Here is a 12,465-nt window from a genome sequence, read left to right as displayed (position 1 = left end):
GCGCCTCCCCGGAGTGAACTCCTCACTACCCAGGGTGCATGCTCATTCCGGAATCCGCATCCGCAGGAGCGATTGTTTTTGCAGCTCAGGACGTTTTGTTGACGCTCCTGATCGGACGAGCGGGGTTACCTACCGCCACCACGTTCGCCGGCAGGTCCCGGGTCACCACCGCGCCGGCGCCCACCACGGTGTTCTCGCCGACGGTCACCCCGGCCAACACGATCACCCCGCCGCCTAGCCAGACGTTGTCACCGATGGTGATGGGTTCGGCGGCTTCCCACTTGGCCCGCCGGGCCTCCGGCTCCACCGGGTGGGTGGCGGTGAGCAGTTGCACGTTCGGTCCGATCTGGACGTCGGCGCCGATGGTGATCCGGGCGACGTCGAGGAAGACCGCGTTGAAGTTGACGAAGCTGCGCGGCCCGATGTGGGTCTGGAAGCCGTAGTCGCAGTGGAACGGCGGTCGCACCCAGGCGTCCTCGCCCAGCGAGCCGAGCAGGTCGCGCAGGGCGGCGAGTCGGCCCTCCGGGTCCTCCGCGGAGCTGCGGTTGAAGCGTTCGGTGAGGCGTGCGGCGCGGTCCAGGTCGGCGATGATCGCGGGGTCGTCGGCGACGTACGGCTCGCCGGCGAGCATCCGGTCCCTCATGGCGGTCATCGGTGGATCATGCCCGGTCCGCCCGGCGGTGCGGTACCGGTTCGGCCGGATTGCCGACATCGGTGCATACCCGGTATGCGGTGGGCCGGACCGTCCGGGTCCGCGGCGGTGCCGTCGCGGACCCGGACGGGGACCTCAGTCGTTGGCGTGCAGGGCGGCGTTCAGTTCGATGCCCCGGCCGGTGCGCGGCTTCGCCTCCAGCGCACCGGTCACCGAGTTGCGCCAGAACAGCAGCCCGTCGACGCCGGACAGCTCGCGGGCCTTGACCACCCGCCCGTCCGGCAGGGTGATCTTCGAGGCGGCGGTGATGTAGCAACCCGCCTCCACCACGCAGTCGTCGCCGAGCGTGATGCCGACGCCGGCGTTCGCGCCGACCAGGCTGCGCTCGCCGATGCGCACCTTCTCCGTGCCGCCGCCGGAGAGCGTCCCCATGATCGAGGCGCCACCGCCGATGTCCGAGCCGTCGCCGACCACGACGCCCTGCACGATCCGACCCTCCACCATCGAGGTGCCCAGCGTGCCGGCGTTGAAGTTGACGAAGCCCTCGTGCATGACGGTGGTGCCGGCGGCCAGGTGCGCGCCGAGCCGGACCCGGTCCGCGTCGGCGATCCGCACCCCGGCGGGCACCACGTAGTCGGTCATCCGGGGGAACTTGTCGACCCCGTGGACGGCCAGGTGGCGGCCGGCGGCGCGCTCGATCACGCGCAGCTCGTCCACCCGCTCCGGCGGGCACGGCCCCGCCGAGGTCCAGGCCACGTTGGCCAGCTTGCCGAAGATGCCGTCGAGGTTCAGCTCGTTGGGCCGCACCAGGCGGTGGGAGAGCAGGTGCAACCGCAGGTACGCGTCGGCGGCGTCCTTGATCGGGTCGTCCAGCGAGCCGATCACCGTGGTCACCTCGACCGTGCGCAGCCCGGGGAGCGCCCGCTCGCCGATCGCGCCCGGAGGCAGGTCGAGCACGTCGGCCTGGTCCTCCCCGGGCACCAGCGGAAGCTCGCCGAGGCCCAGCTTGCCGGTCGGGTACCAGGTGTCGAGCACCTGGTCGTCGGCGGTCACGGTGGCCAGGCCGATGCCCCACGCGGATGGTGCGGACGTCACGATGTCACCCTCTCGTCAAGGCGGCGGCGTCCGCCGCTGCTCGCGGCCGCGGGCGCGGAACGTGTGCCTCGCGCCCACCGAGGATGACGGTACCGTGCGAGACATGCAGAACCCGTTGACCCCCGAGGTCCTGGCCGATCCGGTGGCGCTCACCCGTGCCCTGGTCGACATCGAGTCGGTCTCCCTCAACGAGAAGGCGATCGCCGACTGCGTCGAGGAGGTGCTGCGGGGCGTACCGCACCTGACCACCTACCGGCACTCGAACACCGTCATGGCCCGCACCGACCTGGGCCGGGCCCAGCGCGTGGTGCTCGCCGGCCACCTGGACACCGTCCCGCTCAACGGCAACTTCCCGTCGACCATGCGCGGCGACCTGATGTACGGCTGCGGCACCTCCGACATGAAGTCCGGGGTGGCGTTCGCGCTGCACCTGGCGGTGACGCTGCCCGACCCGCGCTACGACGTCACCTACTTCTTCTACGAGGCCGAGGAGATCGAGTCGCGCTACAACGGCCTCACCCTGGTCGGGCAGACCCACCCCGAGTGGCTGCAGGCCGACTTCGCGGTGCTGCTGGAGCCCACGTACGGCATCGTCGAGGCGGGCTGCCAGGGCACGATGCGGGCGATCGTCACCACGCACGGCGAGCGGGCCCACGCGGCACGGTCCTGGCACGGGGTGAACGCCATCCACGGCGCCGGGGAGGTGCTGCGCCGGCTGACCGCGTACGAGGGGCGCCGGGTGACCATCGAGGGCTGCGACTACCGCGAGGGGCTCAACGCGGTGCGGATCACCGGTGGCGTGGCCGGCAACGTCATCCCCGACCACTGCGAGATCGAGATCAACTACCGGTACGCGCCGGACCGCGACCCGGCGGCGGCCGAGGCGCACCTGCGCGAGGTCTTCGTCGGCTTCGACCTGGCGGTCACCGACGCGGCGGCCGGAGCCGCCCCCGGGCTGGAGAGCCCGGCGGCGCAGGAGTTCCTGGCGGCGGTCGGCGCCGCGCCGATCGGCAAGCTGGGCTGGACGGACGTGGCCCGCTTCGCGGCCATGGGCATCCCGGCGCTGAACTTCGGTCCCGGCGACCCCAACCTGGCCCACCACAAGGACGAGCACGTCGAGCTGACCAAGATCCGGGACGGCGCGGCCACCCTGCACCGCTGGCTCGCCCCGGCCTGACGTACGCGATCCGGGGCCCGCGCGTGGGCGCGGGCCCCGGACCGTCAGACGGTCGTGGTCAGCGGCGCGTCCGCCTCGCCGGCGTCACCGGCGAGATCGGAGCGGTGGGCCTCCATCATCCGGGTGCGGCGGCGCTCGGCCACCACGTCCCGGATCCGTCGCTGCATCTGTCGGCGGATCCGGATCATCTCGCTGTTGCTGATCAACGCTGGCTCCTCCCCCGAAGTCGCGTCGCCCGGGCATACCGGGTATGTGAATAGTAAGACGTACGGGCGACCGAATTAGTTGCCCGTGATCGCAAAGAATTTCTCGGGCTCGCCGGCCTCCGCGCCGCGTCGGCGGCGCTCCACTACGGTGGCCCCATGAGCGAGAGCAGCGGGAGGCCGGCTGAGCGGGGGCCGCGAGGGGAGCGGCACCGGGGAGCGGTCACGTTGCGCAACCGGGCGATCCCGACCAGCACCGCGGACCAGCGGCTGCTCGACTCCCGGGGGCGCAGCGACTGGAAGACCAAGGACGCCTGGCGGGCGCTGCGGATCCTGTCCGAGTTCGTCGAGGGGTTCGACACCCTCGCCGACCTGCCGCCCGCGGTCAGCGTCTTCGGCTCGGCGCGGAGCAAGCCGGACAGCCCGGAGTGCCGGCTGGCCGAGGAGCTGGGCGGTGCGCTGGCCCGGGCCGGCTACGCGGTGATCACCGGCGGCGGTCCGGGCGTGATGGAGGCCGCCAACCGGGGCGCCGGCGAGGCCGGCGGTCTCTCCGTCGGGCTCGGCATCGAGCTGCCGTTCGAACAGGGCCTCAACGACTGGGTCGACCTGGCCATCGACTTCCGCTACTTCTTCGCCCGCAAGACCATGTTCGTCAAGTACGCCCAGGCGTTCGTGGTGCTGCCCGGCGGCTTCGGCACGATGGACGAGCTGTTCGAGGCGCTGACCCTGGTGCAGACCGGCAAGGTGACCCGGTTCCCGGTCGTGCTGATGGGCGCCGACTACTGGCGCGGCCTGCTCGACTGGCTGCGCGACAGCATGGCCGCCGAGGGCAAGATCGGCCCGAACGACCTGGACCTGATCTGCGTCACCGACGACGTCAACGAGGCGGTCCGACACATCGTCGAGGCCGAGGCGGTGCTCTCGGCCGAGCAGGAGGCGGTCCGCGAGGAGGCCGTGGCCCGGGTGGCCGCCGACCAGCGCGCCGCCGCCGACGCCGCCCCCGAGGGTCCGGCGGGGCAGCCCTGACATGGCCAACGTCTGCGTGTTCTGCGCGTCCTCCCGTACCCTCGACGACCGCTGGCTGGCGCTGGCCACCGAGACCGGCGCGGAGCTGGCCCGGCGGGGCCACACGCTGGTCAGTGGCGGCGGCTGCGTCGGCATGATGGGCGCCGTGACGGACGGCGCGCGCGCCGCCGGCGGTCGCACGGTCGGCGTCATCCCGCAGTCCCTGGTCGACCTGGAGGTCGCCGACCTGGCCGCCGACGAGCTGCTGGTCACCGACGGGATGGCCAGCCGCAAGACGCTGATGGTCGACAAGTCGGACGCGTTCGTCACGCTGCCCGGCGGCCTGGGCACGCTCGACGAGTTGTTCGAGGTCTGGACCACCGCCACCCTCGCCCTGCACGCCAAGCCGATGGTGCTGGTCGACGCCGACGGGTTCTACCGGCCGCTGCTCGACTGGCTCGGTTCGCTGGCCGACCGCCACTTCCTCAAGCCGGCCGGCATGGACCTGCTGATGGTCGCGGACAGCGTGCCCGCCGCCCTCGACCTGATCGACGCCCGCCTCACCTAGCGCCCTTCCCCGCGCCGTCGTGGGTGTGCGTGCCCGGCTCGCGCCGGCCTGCTCTACGCCGTCCCCGGCTCGTGCCCGTCCCGCCCTACGCCGTCCCGGGCTCGTGCCCGCACCGCCTCGTCCTCGGCGCGTGCCCCTGCCCCGCCCACGCCGCGCCGTCGCGCCCGCGCCGCCCCGCTGACACCCATACCGTTCCACTCACCTGCAGCGAAGCGGGCCGGTGGAACGTCATGGGTGTCTGCGAGCCCGTTTGACACCCATGCCGTTCCACTCGTGGCGTGCGGGCCGGGCGGGTGGAACGTCATGGGTGTCTGCGGCGGGCGGGATCCCGCTGCGGGCGGGCTTCGCGCGGGGTTCGAGGGACTGTTCGGGGTGCGGGAGGCCGGGAGCGACCGGCGCCCGGGGCACGCCGCGTCCACTGCCGGCCCGTGTGCCAACCGTTTCCGATGCCCGGGTGAGCTGCGGCGCGTGGGGTGGCGTCGGTTTCCGGGTGTCGTACCGGCGTGGTGGGATGTCGGGTGATGCAGGCGTACCGGTTGGTGCGCCGGCCCGGCGACGCGGGGGCGGGGGTCACCCACGACGCCGGGGCGGGGCAGGGGGTGAGCCGGTCCGACGGGCCGGCCGTGACGCAGCCGCGATCCGGGGGGTCGACGGGCGATGCCGCGCACCCCGCGCACGCCCGGGCCGGGGCCGACGCCGAGGTGGGGTCGGCCGGAGGTGTTCGCCGGCGGGTGGATCCGGTGCAGGCCGAGGTCGTCGCGCACACCGGCGGGCCGATGCTGGTCGTGGGCGGTCCCGGCACCGGGAAGACCGCCACCCTGGTCGAGGCGGTGGCCGCGCGGGTGGCCGAGGGCGTCGATCCGGAACGCGTCCTGGTGCTCACGTTCGGCCGGCGCGCCGCCACCGAGCTGCGCCACCGGATCGAGGCGCGGATCGCCAGCGACGGGCACCGGGTCCTGCGCGAGCCGCTGGTCCGGACCTTCCCGGCGTACGCCTTCGGGCTGCTCCGCCGGGCCGCCGCCGAGCGCGGTGAACCTTCGCCCCGGCTGCTCACCGGCCCGGAGCAGGATCTGATCATCCGGGAGCTGCTCGACGTGGTCGGCGAGGAGCCGGACGACGACCCGGTCGGCTGGCCGGAGGACCTGCGCCCGGCGCTGCGGACCCGGGCGTTCGCCCAGCAGCTCCGCGACCTGCTGATGCGGGCCGCGGAACGGGGCGTCGGCCCGGTCGAGCTGGCCCGGCTGGGCGAGAAGCTGGGCCGCGCCGACTGGCCGGCCGCCGCGCGCTTCCTGCGGGAGTACGTCGCCGTCCTCGCGCTGCGCGACGTGAGCAACCGGGGCTCGGTCGCGTACGACCCGGCGGAGCTGGTGCGGGCGGCCACCGGCATGCTGCTCGACGACCCGGAACTGCTCGCCGCCGAACGCCGCCGGCTGACCCACGTCTACGTGGACGAGCTGGCCGACACCGACCCGGCCCAGCTCGACCTGCTCGCCGTGGTGGCCGGCGGCGGCGCGCCCCTGGTCGCCTTCGCCGACCCCGACTCGTCCACCTACGCGTTCCGAGGCGCGGACCCGGCCGGGATCACCACGTTCCCGCACCGCTTCCGGACCGCCTCCGGCGCGCCGGCCGCCCAGGTCACGCTGACCACCTCCTACCGGGCCGGGCCGGAGCTGCTGGCGGCCACCGCCCGGCTGGCCCGCCGGCTGCGCGGGCCGGCGGCGCACCGGCGGCTGCGCCCGCTCCCGGACGCCCCGCCCGGCGCGGTCGAGGTACGCACGTTCCGCTCGGCCACCAGCGAGTCGGCCTGGCTGGCCCACGCGTTGCGCGAGGCGCACCTGCTCGACGGCGTGCCCTGGTCGCGGATGGCGGTGCTGGTCCGGTCGACCGGCCGGCAACTGCCGTCGCTGCGCCGGGCCCTGCACACCGCCGGCGTGCCCACCGTCGTGCACGGCGAGGACCTGCCGCTGCACCTCCAGCCGGCGGTGGCCCCGCTGCTGCTCCTGCTGCGGTGCGCGCTCGAACCCGACCGGCTGGACGAGGAGGCGGCGGTCGCGTTGCTGCACTCGCCGCTGGGCGGGGCCGACCCGTTGGCCGAGCGGCGGCTGCGCCAGGGGTTGCGGGCGCTGGCGCTGGCCGGGGGCGACCGCCGTCCCTCGGGCGAGCTGCTGGTGGAGGCGCTGCGCGACCTGGCCGAGCTGGCCGCGATCGAGCGGCGCTGGGCGGCGCCCGCGCAGGCCGTGGCCCATCTGCTGGCGACCGCCCGGGAGGCCGCCGGCACCCCCGGCGCCACCGCCGAGGACGTGCTCTGGGCGGTGTGGCGGGAGAGCGGGCTGGCCGAGCGCTGGGCCGGGCAGATCACCCGGGGGCGGGCGGCCACCGGTGAGCACGAGACCGCCCAGCGCTGGCGGGCCGAGGCGGCCGACCGCGACCTGGACGCGGTGCTGGTGCTCTTCGACGCGGCGGCCCGGTTCACCGACCGCCTGCCCGGCGCGCGCACCGAGGTCTTCCTCGACCACGTGCTCGGGCAGGAGCTGCCGGCGGACACGCTGGCCGCCTCGGCCGACCGGGGCGAGGCGGTACGCCTGCTCACCGCGCACGCCGCGAAGGGCCTGGAGTGGGACCTGGTGGCCGTCGCCGGGGTGCAGGAGGGCGTCTGGCCGGACCTGCGGCTGCGCGGCAGCCTGCTCGGCTCGGAGCGTCTGGTCGACGTGCTCGCCGGCCGCGCCGACGGGGCCGGCCTGCGGGCCAGCCTGGTCGGGCAGACGTCGGCGTTGCTGGACGAGGAGCGGCGGCTGTTCCACGTGGCGGTCAGCCGGGCCCGGCGCCGGCTGCTGGTCACCGCGGTCGCCTCCGCGGCGGTCGGCGGCGACGACCACGAGGAGCAGCCCAGCCGGTTCATGCACGAGCTGGCCGCGACCGACCCGCCCGCCACCGGCGCGGGCGGCACCACCCCGCCGGCCCCGAACACCGACGGCCCGAACGATGACGGCCCGAATGGTGACGGCCCGAACGGTGCGCGACCGGACGGCGGCCGGCCGAACGGCGACGGCCCGGACGGCGCGCGACCGGACGGTGACGGCCCGAACGGCGACGGGCCGAGGGGCGCCGGCGGGCGCGGCAGGGGACAGCAGCCGGACGGGCCGGTGCCGCACGGCGACGAGCAGCCGCAGGACGCGACGCCCGGCGTGCTCCCGGTGACGTTGCCGCCGCGCGGGCTCACCCTGTCCGCGTTGGTGGCGGAGCTGCGTACCGCGGTCACCGACCCGGCGGCGCCGATCAGCCGGCGGCACGCGGCGGCGGGCGAGCTGGCCCGGCTGGCCGCCGCCGGGGTGCCCGGCGCGCACCCGGAGGACTGGTGGGGGCTGCGCGGGCTCTCCGACGACCGGCCGCTGGTCGACGAGGGCGAGCCGGTGCGGGTCACGCCGTCGGCCATGGAGAGCGCGTTGCGGTGCAGCCTGCGCTGGCTGCTGGAGCGGCACGGCGGCAGCGGGCCGGCCAGCGCCGCGCAGGGCGTCGGCAACCTGGTCCACGCCGCCGCGATGCTGGCCGAGGACGCCAGCGTCGACCGGGAGGCTCTGCTGGAGTACGTGGCCGCCCGGTTCGACGCGATCGAGCTGGCCGCCCGGTGGATGGCCGGGCCGGAACGGCAGCGCGCCGAGGCGATGGTCGACAAGTTGCTGCGCTGGCTGGCCGGCAACCCGCGCCGGCTGCTCGCCATCGAGCACGAGTTCGCGGTCCGCCTCGACGACCCGTCCCGCCCGGTCGAGCTGACCGGCCGGGTGGACCGGCTGGAGGTCGACGCCGAGGGGCGGCTCGTGGTGATCGACCTGAAGACCGGCAAGTCGACGGCGGTCACCGAGCGGGAGGTCGCCGAGCATCCGCAGCTCGGGGCCTACCAGGCGGCCGTGGAGGCGGGCGGGTTCGCGGAGTTCGGCGGGGAGTCCGGCGGAGCCGCGCTGGTGCAGCTCGGCACCGGCGCCCGGGACGCCAAGGAGCAGGCCCAGGCCGCGGCCGGCGAAGGCCCCGAGGCCGGTTGGGCGACCGCGTTGGTCCGCCGCACCGCCGACACGATGGCCGCCTCGACATTCGCCGCCGTGGCCAACTCGAAGTGCCGGGTCTGCCCGGTACGCACCAGCTGCCCGGTCTCCGGCCAGGGCCGCCAGGTGGTCGAGCCGCCCCCGGAGAGCTCATGACGATCCAGCCGACGCTGTTCGGCGCCACCGCCACCCCGACGCCGCGCGCCGCCGACGCCGGGCCCCGCTACACACCTGTCGAGCTGGCCCGGCTGCTCCGGCTGCCGGCGCCCACCCGGGAGCAGGCGGCGATCATCGCGGCGCCGGTGGAACCGCTGCTGGTGGTCGCCGGCGCCGGTTCGGGCAAGACCGAGACGATGGCCGCCCGGGTGGTCTGGCTGGTCGCCAACTCCTACGTCCGCCCCGAGCACATCCTCGGGCTCACCTTCACCCGCAAGGCGGCCGGCGAGCTGGCGCACCGGGTGCGGACCCGGCTCGACCAGCTCGTCCGCCGGCTGGGCCGGCAGGGGCGGGACCCGCAGGACGACCCGCTCGCGGGCGAGCCGACCGTCTCCACCTACCACTCGTACGCCGGGCGGATCGTCACCGAGCACGGGCTGCGGGCCGGGTACGAGCCGACCACCCGGCTGCTCACCGAGGCGTCCCGCTGGCAGCTGGTCGACCTGCTGGTCCGCAACTACGACGGCGACATGTCCGAGGTGGACCGGATGCCGTCCACCATCACCGACGCGGTGCTCGCCCTCGCCGGCGAGCTGGACGAGCACCTGGTCGACCCGGACGAGCTGGCGGCCTGGACCGGCCGGTTCTTCGCCGAGGTGCAGTCGCGTCCCGGGCGGGTCTACGCCGACGTGCGCAGGGCGCTCCAGCTCCAGCAGACCCGGCTGAAGCTGCTGCCGCTGGTGCGCGCGTACGCCCGGCGCAAGGACGACTTCGAGGCGATGGACTTCGCCGACCAGCTCGCCCGGGCGGCCCGGGTGGCCCGCGACCACCCCGGCGTCGGCGTGATCGAGCGGGACCGGTTCCGGGTGGTGCTGCTCGACGAGTACCAGGACACCAGCCACGCCCAGGTGGTGCTGCTCAACGCGCTGTTCGGCGGCGGCCACCCGGTGACCGCGGTGGGCGACCCCTGCCAGTCCATCTACGGCTGGCGCGGGGCCAGCGCCGGCACGCTCGACCGGTTCCCCGGCGAGTTCGCCCGCGCCGACGGCACGCCCGCCGCCGTGCTCGGCCTCACCACGAGCTGGCGCAACCGGCCGGAGATCCTCGCGGTCGCCAACGCGCTCTCGGTGCCGTTGCGGGCCGCCGGCGCGCGGGTGCCGGAACTGCACGCCGCGCTCAGCGTCCGCGACCCGATCCCGCACCGCACGCCGGGCGGGCAGGCCGCCGGCACCGTGCACTGCGCGCTCCTGGAGACGTACGCCGACGAGGCCGACTGGATCGCGGACAGCGTGCTGGCGGCCTGGCGGGGCGCGGCCGCGATGCCGGGCGCGCTGCCGGAGCACATCCCGGCCGACCGCCGGCCGACCACGGCGGTGCTGGTGCGGCTGCGCAGCCAGATCCCGGCGATCGAGGCGGCGCTGCGGGCCCGTGGGCTGCCGGTCGACGTGGTTGGCCTCGGCGGCCTGCTGGACACCCCGGAGGTACGGGACGTGGTCTGCACCCTGCGGGTGCTCGCCGACCCGACCGACGGGGCGGCGCTGCTGCGCCTGCTCACCGGCGCGCGCTGGCGGATCGGCCCGCGTGACCTGGTGGCCCTGCACCGGCGCGCCCGCGCGATCGCCCGGGGTCGCCGGGAGCTGACCGGCGACGACGGGCCGGAGATCACCGTGGACGCGCTGGACGAGGCGACGCTGGTCGAGGCGCTGGCCGACCTGGGGCCCGCGCAGGCGTACTCGGCGGAGGGCTTCGCCCGGCTGCGGTCGTACGGGATGGAGCTGGCGCTGCTGCGCTACCGGCTGGACCAGTCGCTGCCGGAGCTGATCGCGGACATCGAGCGCACGATCGGGCTGGACGTCGAGGTGGCGGTCCGGGCCGGCCGGGACGGCGCCGGCGACGCCGGGCTGGCCCGGGCCCACCTGGACGCGCTGGGCGACGTCGCGGCCCGGTTCAGCGGTGAGACGCCCGGTGCCACGCTCGCCGGTTTCCTCGCCTACCTGACCGCCGCCGAGGACGAGGAGCGCGGGCTGGCGCCGGGCGAGGTCGAGGTGGTGGCGGGCGCCGTGCAGGTGCTCACCGCGCACGCGGCGAAGGGCCTGGAGTGGGACGTGGTGGCGGTCGCCGGTCTGACCCGGGGCGTCTGGCCGGGGCCGGTCCGCAACTCCGACCACTGGCTGGGCGGCCTCGGCGTGCTGCCCTTCCCGCTGCGCGGCGACGCGGACGGGCTGCCCGAGCTGGGCCTGCCGGATGCGGCGGACCAGCGCGGCGTGGCCCGGGCGGTGACCGACTTCACCGACGCCTGGCGGGCGCACGACGAGCGGGAGGAGCGCCGGCTGGCGTACGTGGCGGTGACCCGACCCCGTCGGCTGCTGCTCTGTTCCGGCTACTGGTGGGGTGAGGGGACGAAGCGGTTCCGTGGCCCGTCGGTGTTCCTCCGCGAGATCTACGACGTCGGCCTGGCCGGCGTCGACGGGCACGTGGTCGACGCCTGGGCGCCGGAGCCGGCCGGGGACGCGGTCAACCCGACCACGGAGACGGTGCTGCGCGCCGAGTGGCCGGCCGACCCGCTCGGCGCCCGGCGGCCCGCGCTCACCGACGCGGCGGCGCTGGTCCGCCGTCACCTCGCCGATCCGGAGGCGGCCCGCCGCGAGGCGGCCCTGCTGGCCACGGTCGGTCCGGTCGCGACCCCGGTGGCCCCGCCCGACCCGGCGTCGCCCCCCGCCGACCCGGCGGGCGACGATCCGGAGGTGGCCCGCTGGCGGCGCGAGGCCGACCTGCTGCTCGCCGAGCGGGCCGAGCTGGCCCGCCGGGCCGAGGCGGTCGAGGTCGAGCTGCCCGGCCAGCTCTCGGTGACCCAGCTGGTGGCGTTGCGCCGCGACCCGGAGGCGCTGGCCCGTACGCTGCGCCGGCCGATGCCGAGCGAGCCCAACCCGTACGCCCGGCGTGGCACCGCCTTCCACGCCTGGCTGGAGCAGCGCTTCGGTGCCGACCGCCTGCTGGACGTCGACGAGCTGCCCGGCGCGGCCGACGACGACGCCGCCCCGGACGAGGCGCTCGCCGAGCTGCAGGAACGCTTCCTGGCCAGCGAGTGGGCCGACCGGGTGCCGCTGGAGGTCGAGGTGCCGTTCGCCACGGTGATCGCCGGTGTGGTGGTCCGGGGTCGGATGGACGCCGTCTTCGCCCGCCCGGGCGGGCGCTACGACGTGGTCGACTGGAAGACCGGCCGGCAGCCCGTCGGCCGGGAGGCGGACGCCGCGGCGGTGCAGCTGGCGGTCTACCGGCTGGCCTGGGCCGAACTGGCCGGGGTGCCGGTCGACCGGGTCGGCGCCGCCTTCCACTACGTCCGGGACTCCGCCACGGTCCGCCCGACCGACCTGCTCGACGCCGCCGGTCTGACCGCGCTGGTCGCCGACGTCCCGGAATTTTCCCGGTGATCTCCCCACCGGCCGAGATCCGTGATACGTTGTCCGGGTTGCAGTTTTGGTTTCCAGAGACTCTGTGTGCGCCTGGCGGATTGTGGCCCCAGGCGCTCTTTGTTGTGTCCGGAGTTCTCCGGGCGGGGCGACCAGCAGCGA

At 75.4% G+C, this 12,465-nt stretch carries 8 protein-coding genes; 5 read left to right on the top strand and 3 right to left on the bottom strand.

Annotation, left to right across the window (positions count from 1 at the left end):
- Nucleotides 1–85 precede the first annotated feature (85 nt).
- Nucleotides 86–652 carry a sugar O-acetyltransferase gene (locus tag COO58_RS23670; protein WP_098747227.1) on the bottom strand — a complete coding sequence of 189 codons (567 nt, stop codon included), beginning with the start codon at nt 650–652 and terminating at the stop codon, nt 86–88.
- 135 nt (nt 653–787) lie between these two features.
- Complete coding sequence (gene dapD, locus COO58_RS23665) at nt 788–1,747, bottom strand: 2,3,4,5-tetrahydropyridine-2,6-dicarboxylate N-succinyltransferase (RefSeq protein WP_098747225.1); 960 nt, start codon at nt 1,745–1,747, stop codon at nt 788–790.
- 103 nt (nt 1,748–1,850) lie between these two features.
- Between dapD and dapE the strand changes: the two genes are divergently transcribed.
- Nucleotides 1,851–2,924, top strand: a complete 1,074-nt coding sequence (dapE, locus tag COO58_RS23660) for a succinyl-diaminopimelate desuccinylase (RefSeq protein ID WP_098747223.1) — start codon at nt 1,851–1,853, stop codon at nt 2,922–2,924.
- Between the two features lie 44 nt (nt 2,925–2,968).
- Here the strand turns inward: dapE and COO58_RS30370 are convergent, their stop codons facing one another.
- The gene (locus tag COO58_RS30370; protein ID WP_172967923.1) at nt 2,969–3,130 is read right to left on the bottom strand and encodes a hypothetical protein; all 162 of its coding nucleotides are present in this window, start codon (nt 3,128–3,130) and stop codon (nt 2,969–2,971) included.
- 156 nt (nt 3,131–3,286) lie between these two features.
- Here COO58_RS30370 and COO58_RS23655 point away from each other — a divergent pair, with 156 nt between their 5' ends.
- The 4 genes from COO58_RS23655 (at nt 3,287) to COO58_RS23640 (ending at nt 12,324) form a co-directional block, all read left to right on the top strand.
- A complete protein-coding gene (locus COO58_RS23655) occupies nt 3,287–4,153 on the top strand; it encodes a TIGR00730 family Rossman fold protein (RefSeq protein WP_091570715.1) in 867 nt (288 codons plus the stop codon).
- 1 nt (nt 4,154) lies between these two features.
- Nucleotides 4,155–4,700: a TIGR00730 family Rossman fold protein gene (locus COO58_RS23650; RefSeq protein ID WP_091570718.1), complete on the top strand. Its 546-nt coding sequence runs from the start codon at nt 4,155–4,157 to the stop codon at nt 4,698–4,700.
- A gap of 521 nt (nt 4,701–5,221) precedes the next feature.
- Nucleotides 5,222–8,893: an ATP-dependent DNA helicase gene (locus COO58_RS23645; RefSeq protein WP_098747216.1), complete on the top strand. Its 3,672-nt coding sequence runs from the start codon at nt 5,222–5,224 to the stop codon at nt 8,891–8,893.
- Complete coding sequence (locus COO58_RS23640; RefSeq protein WP_098747214.1) at nt 8,890–12,324, top strand: ATP-dependent helicase; 3,435 nt, start codon at nt 8,890–8,892, stop codon at nt 12,322–12,324. Before COO58_RS23645 ends, COO58_RS23640 begins: the two co-directional genes overlap by 4 nt.
- Nucleotides 12,325–12,465 lie beyond the last annotated feature (141 nt).

The organism is Micromonospora sp. WMMA1996 (genome assembly GCF_002573675.1).
Taxonomy (GTDB): Bacteria; Actinomycetota; Actinomycetes; order Mycobacteriales; family Micromonosporaceae; genus Micromonospora; species Micromonospora sediminicola.
The sequence above is the reverse complement of the archived record's forward strand: the minus strand, read 5'-3'. Positions and strand labels throughout refer to the sequence as shown.